We start from the raw sequence: 14,422 nt of genomic DNA on the forward strand, positions 1-14,422 counted from the left end.
TACCCGGCTTGGCGCACCTGATTACTTGGAGATACACAATGTCTACCTCTCCCGTCACCTTGATGGTTGCGCGCCGCGTGGCCAAAGGGCGCTATGAAGAATTGATGGCCTGGCTGCGCGAAGGCGAGCAATTGGCCACTGACTTCCCCGGCTACCTGGGTTCCGGCGTGCTTGCGCCGCCGCCCAATGATGATGAGTTTCAGATCATCTTCCGCTTCGCCGATGAAAAAACCCTGCATGCCTGGGAGTTCTCCGCCTCGCGCAGCGCCTGGCTAAGCCGTGGCAGCGAACTGTTTGCCGACCCGTCCGAGCATCGCGTCAGTGGCATCGATGGCTGGTTCGGTGCCGTGGGTGCACGACCACCGCGCTGGAAACAGGCGGTGGCGATCTGGCTGGCATTTTTCCCGGTGTCGCTGCTGTTCAACTTCGGCCTGGGGCCGCTGCTCAGCGAGTTGGACATGTTCCCGCGTGTGCTGGTCAGTACCCTGGCACTCACGCCGCTGATGGTTTACTTCTTTATTCCTCTATCGACCCATCTGCTCGCGAGCTGGTTGCATCCAACACCAACGCCCAAGGCTACCCAAGCCGCTGCTTGAGTACAGGCGTGGCCGGTCGCTGGTATAGTTTCAACCTGCCAGCGACTCGAGCCTCCCATGACGGTAACCAACGCCCCGATCCTGATCACCGGTGCCGGCCAGCGTGTCGGCCTTTATTGTGCCGAGCGCCTGCTCGACGAAGGCCACGCGGTGATTTTCAGCTACCGCAGCGAACGCCCAGGCGTTGAGGCCTTGCGCGCGCGTGGCGCGCTCGGCGTGTTTGCCGACTTCTCCACTGAGGCCGGGATTCTGGCCTTTATCGCCGAACTGAAAACCCATACCGACAGCCTGCGTGCGATCATCCACAACGCGTCGGCGTGGGTTGCCGAAACACCTGGCGACGAAAGCCGCGCCTTTACCGACATGTTCAGTGTGCACATGCTTGCGCCGTATCTGATCAACCTGCATTGTTCACCTTTGCTGCAACGCTCGACACCCGCCGATATCGTGCACATCAGCGATGACGTGGTGCGCAAGGGCAGCCGTCAGCACATCGCCTACTGCGCCACAAAAGCCGGCCTCGACAGCCTTACACTTTCGTTCGCTGCGCAGTTTGCGCCGCTGATCAAGGTCAACGGCATCGCGCCGGCGATGGTGATGTTCAACGCGGGCGATGATGCAGCGTACCGCGCCAAGGTGCTGGCCAAGTCAGCGCTGGGCATCGAGCCTGGGCCTGCGGTGATCTACCAGAGTGTGCGTTACCTGCTGGACAACCCGTATGTCACCGGAACCACCCTGACCGTCAACGGCGGGCGGCATATCAAGTAAGCCGTTTGTGAGGATGTTGTATGACCTTGTCCCTGCCCCAACACTACCGCGAGATCCTCAAAGGCCTGGGCGAAGACCCGGAGCGCGAAGGCTTGCTCGACACCCCCAAGCGCGCCGCCAAGGCCATGCAGTACCTGTGTCATGGCTATGAGCAGGACCTGGAAACCATCGTCAACGGCGCATTGTTCGCCTCCGATAACGACGAGATGGTGATCCTCAAGGACATCGAGTTGTATTCGCTGTGCGAACACCATTTGCTGCCCTTTATCGGCAAGGCCCATGTGGCCTATATACCGACCGGCAAGGTGCTGGGCCTGTCGAAGCTGGCGCGCATTGTCGACATGTACGCGCGGCGCCTGCAGATCCAGGAAAACCTCACGCGGCAGATCGCCGACGCTATCCAGCAGGTCACCCAAGCCGCAGGCGTGGCGGTGGTAATTGAAGCCAAGCACATGTGCATGATGATGCGCGGCGTGGAAAAACAGAATTCAACCATGAACACCTCAGTGATGCTCGGCGCGTTCCGCGAGTCGAACACCACGCGTATGGAGTTCCTGCAACTGATCGGACGGAGCAAGTAGCAATGCCACAACTTCAACCAGGCATGGCGCGCATCCGGGTCAAGGACCTGTGCCTGCGCACCTTTATTGGCATCAATGAAGATGAGATCAACAACAAGCAGGACGTGCTGATCAACCTGACTATCCTGTATGCCGCCCAGGAAGCCGTGCGCGACAATGACATCGACCACGCGCTGAATTACCGCACCATTACCAAGGCGATTATTGCCCACGTCGAAGGCAATCGCTTTGCGCTGCTCGAACGCCTGACGCAAGAGTTGCTGGACCTGGTGATGAGCAATGAGTCCGTGCTGTACGCCGAAGTCGAAGTGGACAAGCCCCATGCGCTGCGCTTTGCCGAGTCGGTGTCGATAACCCTCGCAGCCAGCCGCTGATAGTTAAGTGAGCCTTATGAACGATCAACAACGCCTCGAACTCGAAGCCGCCGCCTTCCGCCGGTTGGTGGCCCACCTGGACAGCCGCAAGGATGTACAGAACATCGACCTGATGAACCTCTCGGGCTTTTGCCGCAACTGCTTATCCAAGTGGTACAAGGCCGAGGCCGACGAGCGCCACATCGAGCTGAGCCTCGATGACGCCCGCGAAGTGGTGTACGGCATGCCGTATGCCGAGTGGAAAGCCCAATACCAGCAAGAAGCCAGCGCCGACCAACAGGCGGCGTTCGCCAAAGGAAAACCCCATGACTGATCTGAACACCCTGCGCGCCAGCCTCAACAGCGGCGAACATGTTTTTGCCGACACCCTGGCTTTTGTAGCTGCCGGTTACGACTACCAGCCGCAGGCTTTTACCAATGGCGGCGTAGAAAATGCTGCTGGTCAGAACGAAGGTTCATGCAAGACCTTGGGCTTGGCGTTGCTGGAAGGCTTGAGCGACCAGGAAGCGTTGCTGGCGTTTGGTGAGCATTACCGTTCGGTGGTGGCAACGCCGGAGGGCAGTGATCACGGCAATATCCGCGCGTTGATTGCGCATGGTTTGGCCGGCGTGAAGTTCACCGCACAGCCCCTGACCCGCCGCTGATCTAATCTGCCACCCCGGTTTAAGGTGGGAGCTGGCTTGCCTGCGATAGCGGTGTGTCAGCCACCACCGCTATCGCAGGCAAGCCAGCTCCCACATTGAATCGGGTTGGCACATCAGCACTGTGGTGCGGCTTGAATCGTGCGCATAAAAAAACCGGCCTCTCAGCCGGTTTTTTCATTTCAACGGGTTTAGAACGCAGCGTCCTTCAAACCGTCGAGGTAACGCTCAGCGTCCAAGGCCGCCATGCAACCGGCGCCGGCCGAGGTGATGGCCTGGCGGTACACGTGGTCAGCCACGTCACCGGCGGCAAAGATGCCTTCGATGTTGGTCGCAGTGGCGTTGCCTTCACGGCCGCCTTGCACAACCAGGTAGCCATCTTTGGCTTCGAGAACGCCTTCGAACAGCGAGGTGTTCGGGGTGTGGCCGATGGCGATGAACACGCCGTCGACTTTCAGCTCGTCGAAGCTGCCGTCGTTGTTTTTCAGGCGAGCACCGGTCACGCCCATGTTGTCGCCCAGGACTTCATCCAGGGTGGCGTTGAGCTTGAGGATGATCTTGCCTTCAGCCACACGGGCGTGCAGTTTGTCGATCAGGATCTTCTCCGCGCGGAAGGTCTCGCGGCGGTGAACCAGGGTCACGGTGCTGGCAATGTTGGCCAGGTACAGCGCTTCTTCCACGGCGGTGTTGCCGCCACCGACCACAGCGACCGGCTTGTTGCGGTAGAAGAAACCGTCGCAGGTCGCGCAGGCGGAGACGCCTTTGCCCATGAACGCTTCTTCCGATGGCAGGCCCAGGTAACGGGCGCTGGCGCCGGTAGCGATGATCAGCGCGTCACAGGTATAGACACCGCTGTCGCCGGTCAGGCTGTAAGGCTTTTTCGAGAAGTCGACTTGGTTGATGTGGTCGAACACGATCTCGGTTTCAAAGCGCTCAGCGTGCTCTTTCATACGCTCCATCAGCACCGGGCCGGTCAGGCCGTGGACGTCGCCCGGCCAGTTGTCGACTTCCGTGGTGGTGGTCAACTGACCACCTGCCTGCATGCCGGTAATCAGCAGCGGCTTGAGGTTGGCCCGGGCAGCGTAGACGGCAGCGCTGTAACCGGCAGGGCCGGAACCGAGAATAATCACTCGCGAATGACGGGTATCAGACATGACTCACTCCTATCGACCGCCCGGACCACAAGGCAGCTGGAATAAAAAAGGACCGCGAAGCACTTGGGGAAGGCTTGAACTCGCAGGCCCTGAAAATAATGGGTGCAGCGTATAGAGGGGGGCAAGATTAAGGAAATACGGAATAACAATCCAGCTCATAGGTGGTCTCTATGCAGTCGCCGCGATTAATCGACACCCTGGTTGCCTAGATGTTACCGCTGATGTCGCCGCTTTCGCCGAAGAAGCAAAGCCGGTAAGGTCGGCGCGTTCGTCTTCTTGCTCGGAGTTCTCCATGCCTGCCCCTGCTCTTTCTGGCCCGCAATACCTGCGTGAAGGCCTCAAACTGGTGTTGAGCCCTGGCCTGCGCCTGTTTGTGCTGCTGCCGTTGGCGATCAACCTGGTGCTGTTCGTCGGCTTGATCTATTTCGCCGGCCATCAGTTCAGCCTGTGGGTCGACACTTTGATGCCGACGCTGCCTGGCTGGCTGAGTTTCCTCAGCTACATCCTGTGGCCCTTGTTTGTGGTGCTGGTGGTGTTGATGGTGTTTTTCACCTTCACCATGCTCGCCAATATCATCGCTGCGCCGTTTAACGGTTTTCTCTCGGAGAAAGTGGAGGTGGTGGTGCGCGGCACCGATGACTTCCCGGCCTTCAGCTGGGGCGAGTTGATGGCCATGGTCCCGCGCACCCTGGCGCGGGAAATGCGCAAACTGGGTTACTTCCTGCCACGGGCCATCGGCCTGTTTATCCTGTCGTTCATTCCGGTGGTCAACCTGATCGCCGCGCCGCTGTGGCTGCTGTTCGGCGTGTGGATGATGGCGATCCAGTACATCGACTACCCGGCGGACAACCACAAGCTGGGCTGGAACGAAATGCTCGCCTGGCTGCGCCAGAAGCGCTGGCAAAGCATGAGTTTTGGCGGCATTGTTTATCTGGTGCTGCTGGTGCCGGTGGTCAACCTGCTGATGATGCCGGCGGCCGTGGCCGGGGCTACGCTGTTCTGGGTGCGTGAGCAAGGGGCCGAGGCGATGGCACGGCAGGCGATAGCCAAGTCATAAATCCATCATCATAGAGTCACAATGACGACATGGCCCACGGTGACACTGTGGGTCATGACGACAGCCTCGCTCCACATCACCCTGATTACCGAAACCTTCCCGCCGGAGATCAATGGGGTGGCCAATACCCTTGGCCGCCTGTGCGAGGGTTTGCGCGCGCGCGGCCATCAGGTCGAGTTGGTGCGCCCCCGCCAGGGCATCGATCAAAGCCGGCCCAGCGACGATGGGTTGCTGCTGTGTCGCGGCTGGCCACTGCCGGGGTACCCGGGGCTGCAATGGGGCCAGTCGTCGATGCACAAGTTGCTGCGGCGCTGGACACGCCAGCGCCCGGACGTGCTGTACATCGCCACTGAGGGGCCGCTGGGGCTGTCGGCGCTACGTGCGGCGCGGCGCCTGGGGATCAGCGTGGTCAGCGGGTTTCACACCAACTTCCAGCAGTACTCCAATCAATATGGCTTGAGCCTGCTCAGCCGCATGGTGACCCATTACTTGCGCTGGTTTCACAACCGCTCGACCCTGACCCTGGTGCCCAGCGCGAGCCAGCGCCTGGAGTTGGAACGTCGCCACTTCGAGCGCCTGGGCATGTTGTCACGCGGCGTCGACAGCCAGTTGTTCCACCCCGCCAAACGCGATAACGCGTTGCGTGAAAGCTGGGCGCTGAATAACGATCAAATCGCCGTACTGCATGTAGGCCGACTGGCACAGGAAAAAAACCTGGGGCTGCTCAAGCGCTGCTTTGAAACCTTGCAGGACACCTACCCACTGCGCCAGATGAAACTGATCATCGTCGGCGACGGCCCGCAACGGGCGACGCTGGAAAAGGAACTGCCCGAGGCGGTGTTCTGCGGCACCTTGCGCGGCGAAGAACTGGCACGGCATTACGCGTCCGGCGATGTGTTCCTGTTCCCCAGCCTGACCGAAACTTTCGGCAATGTGGTGCTGGAAGCCATGGCCTCCGGCCTGGGTGTGGTGGCTTACGACCAGGCGGCCGCCACCCAGCATATTCGCCATGGCTACAACGGCGTGCTGGCGATGCCAGGGGATGAGGGCGCGTTTTGTGACGCTGCCAATTGGCTGCTGGAAGATGCGGAGAGTTTGCGCCGCATGCGCTTGAATGCTCGTCAGCATGCGAGCCGCCAGGGCTGGCCGGCGATTATCGAACAGTTTGAGCGCCAATTGCGCGGGGTGTGCGGCGAGCGGACAGTGATTGCAGGGCAGTCGCGGTTGATCTGATGCCTGTGTTGGCCGTTAGATCGCTATCGCGGGCAAGCCCGGCTCCCACATTGGAACGCATTTTCCTGTGGGAGCCGGGCTTGCCCGCGATGGCGTCGGAGCAGACGCTACACCAGGCTGGTTAACGCCTCACGACTGAACGGCAGAATGTCGCCCTCACGACCTTCGCGCACCTTCACGGCCCAATCCGGGTCCACCAGCAGGGCACGGCCCACCGCGACCAGATCAAACTCGTCGTTGTTCAGACGTTCCAGCAGCTTTTCCAGGCTGGCCGGTTGGGCGACCTTGTCGGTGTTGACCATGAACTGCAGGAACTCGCCGTCCAGACCCACACTACCGACAGTGATGGTCGGCTTGCCGGTGAGCTGGCGGGTCCAGCCGGCCAGGTTGAGGTCGGAGCCTTCGAATTCCGGTTCCCAGAACCGACGCGTGGAGCAGTGGAAAATGTCCACACCGGCGTCGGATAACGGCTTAAGAAACTCACCCAGCGCCTCGGGGGTTTGCACCAGGCGTGCGGTGTAGTCCTGCTGCTTCCATTGAGAGAAGCGCAAGATGATCGGGAAGTCCGGGCCGACGGCGGCGCGGGTGGCCTGGATCAATTCAATGGCAAAACGCGAACGGTTGGCCAGGCTGCCGCCGTATTCGTCAGTGCGCTGGTTGCTGCCCTCCCAGAAGAACTGATCGACCAGATAGCCGTGGGCGCCGTGGATCTCCACGCCATCCATGCCGATGCGCTGGGCATCCTTGGCGGCCTGGGCGAAGGCGTTGATCACGTCCTTGATGTCTTGTTGGGTCATGCCATGGACGACGACGTTGCCGTCCTTGAGTTTCTCCATCGGGCCGTAGGCCGGCACGCTGGCGTCAGGCTCGGTGCCGATACGGCGCACGCTGCCCACGTGCCACAGCTGCGGGACGATCTTGCCGCCTTCGGCGTGTACCGCGTCCACCACTTTCTTCCAGCCGGCCAACGCGGCCTCACCATAAAAGTGCGGGACGTTCGGGTAGCCATTGGAGGCCTGATGGCCGACCACCGTGCCTTCGGTGATGATCAGGCCCACGCCCGCAGCGGCGCGGCGGCGGTAGTACTCGATGACTTTGGAATTGGGTACGCCACCCGGCGAGAACGAACGCGTCATCGGCGCCATGACCACACGGGTGGACAGTTGCAGTGCACCGAGCTGGAAAGGTTTGAACAAAGCCTGGACGGGCATGGGAGCACTCCACATAAGAGGGATTTATGATGTGGATAATATGGGCCGCGCAGCGTGCTGGGTAGCACTATTGATCTGGGTGATTAAGGGGTAAAAGTGATGAGGGTTTAGGGCTGCTGCGCAGCCCAGCGGGAGCAAGCTCCCTCGCCACAGTGCAGGAACGATTCAGCTCAGGGCTTTTTCGATGGCCTGTACGATCGTCGGATCATCCGGCGCCGTGCGCGGCGAGAATCGCGCCAGTACTCGCCCATCCTTGCCGAGCAGGAACTTCTCGAAATTCCAGGTGATATCCCCAGGAAACTCAGCGCCCTCGCCCGCCAACAAGCGATACAGCTGATGGCGATCGTGACCATTGACGTCAAGCTTGCTGCCCAACGGAAAGGTCACGCCGTAGTTCAGGCTGCAGAACGCCTGGATTTCTTCCTCGGAGCCCGGTTCCTGGCCTGCAAACTGGTTGCACGGCAGGCCGAGCACGGTAAATCCTTGGCCCTTATACTGCTGGTAAAGGTTTTCCAGGGCGGCGTATTGCGGGGTCAAACCACATTTGGAGGCCACGTTGACCACCAGCACCACTTGCCCCTTGAAAGGCGCCAGCGGCAGCTCTTGTCCGTCCAAAGCTTTGAGTTTCAGGTCGTGGAAAGCACTCATGACGAACTCCAGATATCCCATGTTCTTCGCGTTGCGGCTGTTCGAGATTACAGACCACAAGCCTGCAATCATAGACGCCGATTGAAAAACTCGCCCGCCGGTTACTGCGCGGTCGGCCAGGGCAAAATCGGAATCGCGGTGACCGCATTCTGCGGGCTGCCTTCGATCAGACGGTCGCTGTAGACCAGGTACACCAAGGTATTGCGCTTCTTGTCGAGGAAGCGCACCACCTGCATGGTCTTGAACACCAGCGAGGTGCGCTCCTTGAACACTTCGTCGCCATCCTTGAGATCGCCCTTGAAGTGAATCGGGCCAACCTGACGGCAGGCAATCGACGCTTCAGCGCGGTCTTCGGCCAGGCCCAGGCCGCCTTTGACGCCGCCGGTCTTGGCACGCGACAGGTAGCAGGTCACGCCGTCGACCTTGGGGTCATCAAACGCCTCGACCACAATACGGTCGTTGGGGCCGACAAACTTGAACACCGTCGACACCTGGCCGATTTCTTCGGCCGAGGCCAGCAACGGCATGGCCAGCAGCAGGCCGAGTAATCCTTTCATGACACGCATCGTGTATTTCCTTTATTCAGACCAGGATCAGGTTATCGCGGTGAACCAGTTCCGGTTCGGCCATGTAACCCAAGAGTCCGACAATCGCGTCGGACGATTGTCCAATAATCTTCTGTGCTTCAAGGGCGCTGTAGTTGGCCAGGCCACGGGCGATCTCGCGACCATCGGGCGCCACACACACCACCATCTCGCCACGGCGGAAGCTGCCCTGCACCAACTTGACGCCGACCGGCAGCAGGCTCTTGTTGCCCTGGGACAAGGCTGACACAGCACCGTCGTCCAGAACCAGCGTGCCACGGGTTTGCAGATGACCGGCCAGCCATTGTTTGCGCGCCGCCAGCATGCCGCGTTCCGGCGACAGCAGCGTACCGATGCGCTCACCGGCCTTGAGGCGATCCAGCACACGCTCCAGGCGCCCACCGACGATGATGGTGTGCGCGCCGGAACGTGCGGCCAGCCGCGCCGCACGCAGTTTGGTCTGCATGCCGCCACGGCCCAATGCACCGCCTACACTGCCGGCCACGGCGTCGAGCGCCGGGTCATCGGCGCGGGCTTCGTAGATAAGCTGGGCGTCGGGGTTGTTACGCGGGTCAGCGTCAAACATGCCGTCGCGGTCGGTGAGGATCACCAGCAGGTCGGCTTCCACCAGGTTGGCGACCAGCGCGGCCAGGGTGTCGTTATCACCGAAGCGGATTTCGTCGGTGACCACCGTGTCGTTCTCGTTGATTACCGGGATGACCTTGAGCTCAACCAGTGCGCGCAGGGTGCTGCGAGCATTGAGGTAACGCTTGCGGTCGGACAGGTCGTCGTGGGTCAGCAGGATCTGCGCCGTGTGGCGGCCGTGCTCGGCAAAGCTGGACTCCCAGGCTTGCACCAGGCCCATCTGGCCGATGGCGGCGGCGGCTTGCAGTTCGTGCATCGCGCTGGGTCGCGCGGTCCAGCCGAGGCGGCTCATCCCGGCGGCAACGGCCCCGGACGAGACCAACACCAACTCGACACCGGCCTCATGCAAGGCCACCATCTGCTCGACCCAGACGCTCATCGCTGCGCGATCCAGACCTTTGCCATCCGCCGTCAGCAGCGCACTTCCGATCTTTACGACCCAGCGCTGCGCACCTGTCACTTTGCTCCGCATCATCTTCAACCTTAGATTGAGGGCCCCGCGACCCAGCGCGGCCCATAACGTTATACCCGGATACCAAAACGCCGCTCCTGGGAGCGGCGTTTGAGTTTATCGCAACCTATCAGTCGCGCACGTAAATGATTTCCGGACCGTCTTCATCATCCACGTCTTCTTCGTCCCAATCGTCGTCGCCGATGTCATGGACCGACTTCACGCCGCTGCGGCGCAGGGCACGCTGGTCGTCCAGAGCTTGCAACTGGGCGCGGGCTTCGTCTTCGATCTGCTGGTCGAGTTCTGCCAGTTCTGCCTTGAATACCGGGTCGGCCGCCAGGCGGTCGGCGCGGTCTTCGAGGTAGCGCATGATGTCGCGGGTCAGGCGCTCGGTGCCTTCTTTGGCGATGGCCGAGATCACGTAGACCGGGCCTTCCCACTCCAGGCGATCAACGATCTCCTTGACGCGTTCTTCGTGCTCTTCTTCGAGGATCTGGTCGCACTTGTTCAGTACCAGCCAGCGGTCACGCTCGGCCAGGGCCGGGCTGAACTTGGTCAGCTCGCTGACGATCACTTCGGCGGCGTCCGGTGCGCTGGTGTCATCCAGCGGCGCCATGTCGACGAGGTGCAGCAGCAAACGGGTGCGCGACAAGTGCTTGAGGAAGCGAATCCCAAGGCCTGCACCGTCGGAAGCACCTTCGATCAAGCCAGGAATGTCGGCGATCACGAAGCTTTTCCAACGGTCTACGCTGACCACGCCCAGGTTTGGCACCAGGGTGGTGAACGGGTAGTCGGCGACTTTCGGCTTGGCGGCCGAGACCGAGCGGATGAAGGTACTTTTACCGGCGTTCGGCAAGCCCAACAGGCCCACGTCCGCCAGTACTTTCATCTCCAGCTTCAGGTCACGCTGCTCGCCCGGCTTGCCCGGCGTGGTCTGGCGTGGCGCGCGGTTGGTACTGGACTTGAATCGGGTGTTACCCAGACCGTGCCAGCCGCCCTGCACAACCATCAGCTTCTGGCCGGCCTTGGTCAGGTCGCCAATCACTTCCTGGGTCGCGGAGTCGATGATCGTGGTGCCGACCGGTACGCGCAGTACCAGGTCTTCGCCTTTTTTACCGGTGCAGTCGGTGCTGCCACCGTTGGAGCCACGCTCGGCATCGAAGTGCCGGGTGTAACGGTAGTCGACCAGGGTGTTGAGGTTTTCGTCGGCCATCATGTAGATGGAACCGCCGTCACCGCCGTCACCGCCGTTTGGACCACCGTTTTCGATGAATTTTTCGCGACGGAAACTCATGCAACCGTTACCGCCGTCGCCTGCTTTTACTCGGATGGAAACTTCATCAACGAACTTCATAACAAAACGCCTCTCGTCGCACGGACGAGCTTAAGAAACCAAGACATAAGACTCTTGCAAAAATGAGCGCAGCGACCTCAGAAAACGACCGCACATCCAGCGCCTGAGCCCATCACAAACAGCTTTGCAAGAGACTCACTCCACAAACGAAAAAGCCCCGTCGCGAGACAGGGCTTTTCCAGCGATCGCGCAATTAAGCGGCGACAACGCTCACGTAACGGCGGTTGAACGCGCCTTTTACTTCAAACTTGATCACGCCTTCGATTTTAGCGAAGAGGGTGTGATCTTTACCCATGCCAACACCGTAACCGGCGTGGAATTGGGTGCCGCGCTGACGCACGATGATGTTGCCCGGAATGATTTTCTGGCCGCCATACATCTTAACGCCAAGGCGTTTGGCTTCTGAGTCGCGACCGTTACGGGTACTACCACCAGCTTTTTTGTGTGCCATGAGTCAATTCTCCTAGTGAGGAATTAGGCTGAAATTAAGCCTGAATACCGGTGATTTTGATCTCGGTGTACCACTGGCGGTGGCCCATACGCTTCATGTGGTGCTTACGACGACGGAACTTGATGATGCGGACTTTATCGTGACGACCTTGGGAGATCACTTCAGCCACAACGGTAGCGCCAGCAACAACTGGAGCGCCGATGTTCACGTCATCGCCATTAGCGACCAACAGAACGCGATCAAAGGTAACGGATTCGCCAGTAGCGACTTCCAGTTTTTCGATCTTCAGGTATTCACCTGGGGCGACCTTGTATTGCTTGCCACCAGTAACAATTACTGCGTACGACATGGTATTTCTCCGATAATCCTGCTCACCCAGCGCTTTATAAGAAAAGGTATTGGCTGGCATGGCTGCATGGGATGGACGTCCCGAATGCAATTGCGTAAGGCAGGTGCTGCCCAGGAAGTTCAGGGTGCGCGATTGTACGCAAGGTAAATGGGTGATGCAAGGGGCCGTCTATCGCGCCTTGACACTGCCGGGTCAGGGTCCTAGCATGCCGCGCAACCCTTCTGGAGCGACTGTCGCTGATGCAACCCCAAGCTTTCTACCGCGCGGTCGCGGACGATTTTAGCGCCGTCGACGGCATCATCAAGCAGCAGCTCACGTCTAAAGTGCCGCTGGTCTCCAAAATTGGCGACTACATTACGTCGGCGGGCGGTAAACGCCTGCGACCTTTATTAGTGTTGCTGTGTGGCAAGGCTCTGGGCCGCGAAGGCGATGACCTGCGCCTGCTGGCCGCGACCATCGAATTCCTGCACACCGCGACCCTGCTGCATGACGACGTGGTCGACATGTCCGGCATGCGCCGTGGCCGCGAGACGGCCAATGCGATGTGGGGCAATGCCCCCAGCGTATTGGTGGGCGACTTCCTGTATTCGCGCTCGTTTGAAATGATGGTCGAACTGGGCTCGATGCCGGTGATGAAGATTCTTTCACAAGCCACGCGCATCATCGCCGAAGGCGAAGTACTGCAGCTGTCCAAGGTCCGCGACGCCAGCACCACTGAAGAAACCTACATGGAAGTGATTCGCGGCAAAACCGCGATGCTCTTCGAAGCCTCGACCCACAGCGCCGCCGTCCTGTGTGGCGCAACGACCGAACAGGCCGAAGCCCTGCGCACCTTTGGTGATCACCTGGGCGTGGCGTTCCAACTGGTGGACGACCTGCTCGACTACCGTGGCGACGCCGAAACCCTGGGCAAGAACGTCGGTGACGACCTGGCCGAGGGCAAGCCGACCTTGCCGTTGATCTACACCATGCGCGAAGGCACGCCGGAACAGGCCGCTCTGGTGCGCAAGGCGATCCAGAAAGGCGGGATTGAAGACCTCGAAGCTATCCGTGCAGCGGTAGAAGCCTCGGGTTCCCTGGAGTACACCGCGCAGTTGGCGCGTGACTATGCGGCCCGTGCCATCCAGTGCCTGGAAGCCCTGCCACCCAGCGAGTACCGGGATGCCCTGGTTGAGCTGAGTGAGTTTGCGGTAGCCCGCACGCACTGAGCAATATCTGCGAGCGCAGGCTTGTGTGGGAGCTGGCTTGCGTGGGAGCTGGCTTGCGTGGGAGCTGGCTTGCCTGCGATAGCATCACCTCGGTATCACTGACACACCGCGGTGCCTGCATCGCGGGCAAGCCCGGCTCCCACAAGGTTCCGAGGCGCCCACCCCAACCTGCAATAAACCCTATATAATGTGCGACTTTTAGCCATCCTGACTTTCAAGGAGCTTTAGTGAGCACGTTGCCACCCTGCCCGAAATGCAATTCCGAGTACACCTACGAAGACGGCGCCCAGCTGATCTGCCCGGAATGCGCCCATGAGTGGTCCGCCAATGGCGAGGCCGAAGTGGCGGGCGACGAAACCGTGAAGAAAGACTCTGTGGGCAATGTCCTGCAAGACGGCGACACCATCACCGTGATCAAGGACCTCAAGGTCAAGGGCACGTCCCTGGTGGTCAAGGTCGGCACCAAGGTCAAGAACATCCGCCTGTGCGACGGCGATCACGATATCGATTGCAAGATCGACGGTATCGGCCCGATGAAACTCAAGTCCGAGTTCGTGCGCAAAGTCTGAACCTGCTGCATCCATCCCGCGCCAGCCGCGGGATGGCGTTTTGCCCTCTGCGCTGACCTGCCTCAACATCCACACAGAAAAACCAGGAAACCGCCAATAGGCACTTGCTATTCCACGAATAAGAATTATTCTCATTGAAACCCATCAAGGAGAACGACCATGACTTATTTGATAGATGCCTGGCTGGACCGCCCACACCCATACCTGCGGATCCTGCATCGGGAAACCGGCGAAGTCTGTGCGGTGCTGGAAGAAGAAGCGCTGAATGAACTGCAGGATCAAGGCGACCTGGACGTCAACGGCCTGAGTTCCAGTGAGCCTGGGGTGCTGAAGGAGGTGGTGCGTAATCTGTTTCTGTTCTGCTATGCCCGAGCGTTGCGCCCGGCGACAGAGCTCAATGGCAAGTTCCATCCATGAACCACCGCGCAAAACCTGAATGCACCGGCTCTATGTGGGAGCCGGATTTGTTGTGGCGAGGGAGCTTGCTCCCGCTCGGCTGCGCAGCAGTCGCAGGCCTTTAGGGGCGCTTCGCACCCCAGCGCAAGCAA

At 60.2% G+C, this 14,422-nt stretch carries 19 protein-coding genes; 11 read left to right on the plus strand and 8 right to left on the minus strand.

Annotated features, from left to right (window positions below):
- Positions 1-38 precede the first annotated feature (38 nt).
- Genes HU759_RS25360 through HU759_RS25385 form a run of 6 tightly spaced genes read left to right on the plus strand, consistent with a single transcriptional unit; the run spans position 39 to position 2,963 of the window.
- Complete coding sequence (locus HU759_RS25360; protein ID WP_099549444.1) at positions 39-596, plus strand: antibiotic biosynthesis monooxygenase; 558 nt, start codon at positions 39-41, stop codon at positions 594-596.
- 57 nt (positions 597-653) lie between these two features.
- Complete coding sequence (gene folM / locus HU759_RS25365; RefSeq protein WP_099549443.1) at positions 654-1,364, plus strand: dihydromonapterin reductase; 711 nt, start codon at positions 654-656, stop codon at positions 1,362-1,364.
- A 20-nt stretch (positions 1,365-1,384) separates the two neighbouring features.
- Positions 1,385-1,945, plus strand: a complete 561-nt coding sequence (folE, locus tag HU759_RS25370) for a GTP cyclohydrolase I FolE (protein ID WP_017135090.1) — start codon at positions 1,385-1,387, stop codon at positions 1,943-1,945.
- A gap of 2 nt (positions 1,946-1,947) precedes the next feature.
- A complete protein-coding gene (gene folX, locus HU759_RS25375) occupies positions 1,948-2,319 on the plus strand; it encodes a dihydroneopterin triphosphate 2'-epimerase (protein WP_017135091.1) in 372 nt (123 codons plus the stop codon).
- A gap of 16 nt (positions 2,320-2,335) precedes the next feature.
- Positions 2,336-2,632, plus strand: a complete 297-nt coding sequence (locus HU759_RS25380) for a DUF1244 domain-containing protein (RefSeq protein WP_017135092.1) — start codon at positions 2,336-2,338, stop codon at positions 2,630-2,632.
- On the plus strand, positions 2,625-2,963 hold the full coding sequence (locus tag HU759_RS25385; protein ID WP_017135093.1) for a HopJ type III effector protein: 339 nt from the start codon (positions 2,625-2,627) through the stop codon (positions 2,961-2,963). The genes HU759_RS25380 and HU759_RS25385 overlap by 8 nt, the downstream gene beginning before the upstream one ends.
- 188 nt (positions 2,964-3,151) lie before the next feature.
- Here HU759_RS25385 and trxB read toward each other — a convergent pair whose 3' ends face one another.
- Positions 3,152-4,114 (minus strand): thioredoxin-disulfide reductase, encoded by a 963-nt coding sequence (gene trxB, locus HU759_RS25390; protein ID WP_017137935.1) that lies wholly within the window; start codon positions 4,112-4,114, stop codon positions 3,152-3,154.
- 292 nt (positions 4,115-4,406) lie between these two features.
- On the opposite strand from trxB, the gene cysZ reads away from it, so the two are divergent.
- Both cysZ and HU759_RS25400 read left to right on the plus strand, forming a co-directional pair.
- Positions 4,407-5,171, plus strand: a complete 765-nt coding sequence (gene cysZ, locus HU759_RS25395; RefSeq protein WP_017137936.1) for a sulfate transporter CysZ — start codon at positions 4,407-4,409, stop codon at positions 5,169-5,171.
- A 54-nt stretch (positions 5,172-5,225) separates the two neighbouring features.
- Positions 5,226-6,404 carry a glycosyltransferase family 1 protein gene (locus HU759_RS25400; protein WP_186618083.1) on the plus strand — a complete coding sequence of 393 codons (1,179 nt, stop codon included), beginning with the start codon at positions 5,226-5,228 and terminating at the stop codon, positions 6,402-6,404.
- Between the two features lie 107 nt (positions 6,405-6,511).
- On the opposite strand, the gene HU759_RS25405 is transcribed toward HU759_RS25400, so the two are convergent.
- The 7 genes from HU759_RS25405 to rplU all read right to left on the minus strand — a co-directional run bounded on the left by HU759_RS25405 (position 6,512) and on the right by rplU (position 12,097).
- Complete coding sequence (locus HU759_RS25405) at positions 6,512-7,615, minus strand: NADH:flavin oxidoreductase (protein ID WP_017137938.1); 1,104 nt, start codon at positions 7,613-7,615, stop codon at positions 6,512-6,514.
- A gap of 165 nt (positions 7,616-7,780) precedes the next feature.
- A complete protein-coding gene (locus HU759_RS25410; RefSeq protein ID WP_017137939.1) occupies positions 7,781-8,263 on the minus strand; it encodes a glutathione peroxidase in 483 nt (160 codons plus the stop codon).
- Between the two features lie 101 nt (positions 8,264-8,364).
- Positions 8,365-8,829: a CreA family protein gene (locus HU759_RS25415; RefSeq protein WP_186618062.1), complete on the minus strand. Its 465-nt coding sequence runs from the start codon at positions 8,827-8,829 to the stop codon at positions 8,365-8,367.
- Between the two features lie 16 nt (positions 8,830-8,845).
- Positions 8,846-9,964, minus strand: a complete 1,119-nt coding sequence (proB, locus tag HU759_RS25420) for a glutamate 5-kinase (RefSeq protein WP_026013771.1) — start codon at positions 9,962-9,964, stop codon at positions 8,846-8,848.
- A gap of 109 nt (positions 9,965-10,073) precedes the next feature.
- On the minus strand, positions 10,074-11,297 hold the full coding sequence (gene cgtA / locus HU759_RS25425) for an Obg family GTPase CgtA (protein ID WP_016976186.1): 1,224 nt from the start codon (positions 11,295-11,297) through the stop codon (positions 10,074-10,076).
- A 193-nt stretch (positions 11,298-11,490) separates the two neighbouring features.
- Entirely contained in the window at positions 11,491-11,748 is a 258-nt protein-coding gene (gene rpmA / locus HU759_RS25430) for a 50S ribosomal protein L27 (RefSeq protein ID WP_003176049.1), read from the minus strand.
- A gap of 34 nt (positions 11,749-11,782) precedes the next feature.
- Positions 11,783-12,097 carry a 50S ribosomal protein L21 gene (gene rplU, locus HU759_RS25435; RefSeq protein ID WP_007950961.1) on the minus strand — a complete coding sequence of 105 codons (315 nt, stop codon included), beginning with the start codon at positions 12,095-12,097 and terminating at the stop codon, positions 11,783-11,785.
- A gap of 239 nt (positions 12,098-12,336) precedes the next feature.
- Here rplU and HU759_RS25440 point away from each other — a divergent pair, with 239 nt between their 5' ends.
- The 3 genes from HU759_RS25440 (at position 12,337) to HU759_RS25450 (ending at position 14,291) form a co-directional block, all read left to right on the plus strand.
- On the plus strand, positions 12,337-13,305 hold the full coding sequence (locus HU759_RS25440) for a polyprenyl synthetase family protein (protein ID WP_099549439.1): 969 nt from the start codon (positions 12,337-12,339) through the stop codon (positions 13,303-13,305).
- A gap of 227 nt (positions 13,306-13,532) precedes the next feature.
- The gene (locus HU759_RS25445) at positions 13,533-13,874 is read left to right on the plus strand and encodes a zinc ribbon domain-containing protein YjdM (RefSeq protein ID WP_003230858.1); all 342 of its coding nucleotides are present in this window, start codon (positions 13,533-13,535) and stop codon (positions 13,872-13,874) included.
- A 159-nt stretch (positions 13,875-14,033) separates the two neighbouring features.
- On the plus strand, positions 14,034-14,291 hold the full coding sequence (locus HU759_RS25450) for a hypothetical protein (RefSeq protein WP_003194088.1): 258 nt from the start codon (positions 14,034-14,036) through the stop codon (positions 14,289-14,291).
- Positions 14,292-14,422: the final 131 nt, after the last annotated feature.

The organism is Pseudomonas sp. OE 28.3, assembly GCF_014268205.2.
In the GTDB taxonomy this organism is placed as follows: domain Bacteria; phylum Pseudomonadota; class Gammaproteobacteria; order Pseudomonadales; family Pseudomonadaceae; genus Aquipseudomonas; species Aquipseudomonas edaphica.

What these genes read in the sequence shown, in the direction of transcription:
- HU759_RS25440 (WP_099549439.1), top strand. Translation starts at nt 12,337, where the DNA reads ATGCAACCCCAAGCTTTCTACCGCGCGGTCGCGGACGATTTTAGCGCC.
- folX (WP_017135091.1), top strand. Translation starts at nt 1,948, where the DNA reads ATGCCACAACTTCAACCAGGCATGGCGCGCATCCGGGTCAAGGACCTG.
- HU759_RS25400 (WP_186618083.1), top strand. Translation starts at nt 5,226, where the DNA reads ATGACGACAGCCTCGCTCCACATCACCCTGATTACCGAAACCTTCCCG.
- folM (WP_099549443.1), top strand. Translation starts at nt 654, where the DNA reads ATGACGGTAACCAACGCCCCGATCCTGATCACCGGTGCCGGCCAGCGT.
- proB (WP_026013771.1), bottom strand. Translation starts at nt 9,964, where the DNA reads ATGCGGAGCAAAGTGACAGGTGCGCAGCGCTGGGTCGTAAAGATCGGA.
- HU759_RS25450 (WP_003194088.1), top strand. Translation starts at nt 14,034, where the DNA reads ATGACTTATTTGATAGATGCCTGGCTGGACCGCCCACACCCATACCTG.
- HU759_RS25380 (WP_017135092.1), top strand. Translation starts at nt 2,336, where the DNA reads ATGAACGATCAACAACGCCTCGAACTCGAAGCCGCCGCCTTCCGCCGG.
- HU759_RS25385 (WP_017135093.1), top strand. Translation starts at nt 2,625, where the DNA reads ATGACTGATCTGAACACCCTGCGCGCCAGCCTCAACAGCGGCGAACAT.
- HU759_RS25410 (WP_017137939.1), bottom strand. Translation starts at nt 8,263, where the DNA reads ATGAGTGCTTTCCACGACCTGAAACTCAAAGCTTTGGACGGACAAGAG.
- HU759_RS25360 (WP_099549444.1), top strand. Translation starts at nt 39, where the DNA reads ATGTCTACCTCTCCCGTCACCTTGATGGTTGCGCGCCGCGTGGCCAAA.
- rplU (WP_007950961.1), bottom strand. Translation starts at nt 12,097, where the DNA reads ATGTCGTACGCAGTAATTGTTACTGGTGGCAAGCAATACAAGGTCGCC.
- HU759_RS25415 (WP_186618062.1), bottom strand. Translation starts at nt 8,829, where the DNA reads ATGCGTGTCATGAAAGGATTACTCGGCCTGCTGCTGGCCATGCCGTTG.
- folE (WP_017135090.1), top strand. Translation starts at nt 1,385, where the DNA reads ATGACCTTGTCCCTGCCCCAACACTACCGCGAGATCCTCAAAGGCCTG.
- trxB (WP_017137935.1), bottom strand. Translation starts at nt 4,114, where the DNA reads ATGTCTGATACCCGTCATTCGCGAGTGATTATTCTCGGTTCCGGCCCT.
- HU759_RS25405 (WP_017137938.1), bottom strand. Translation starts at nt 7,615, where the DNA reads ATGCCCGTCCAGGCTTTGTTCAAACCTTTCCAGCTCGGTGCACTGCAA.
- cgtA (WP_016976186.1), bottom strand. Translation starts at nt 11,297, where the DNA reads ATGAAGTTCGTTGATGAAGTTTCCATCCGAGTAAAAGCAGGCGACGGC.
- cysZ (WP_017137936.1), top strand. Translation starts at nt 4,407, where the DNA reads ATGCCTGCCCCTGCTCTTTCTGGCCCGCAATACCTGCGTGAAGGCCTC.
- rpmA (WP_003176049.1), bottom strand. Translation starts at nt 11,748, where the DNA reads ATGGCACACAAAAAAGCTGGTGGTAGTACCCGTAACGGTCGCGACTCA.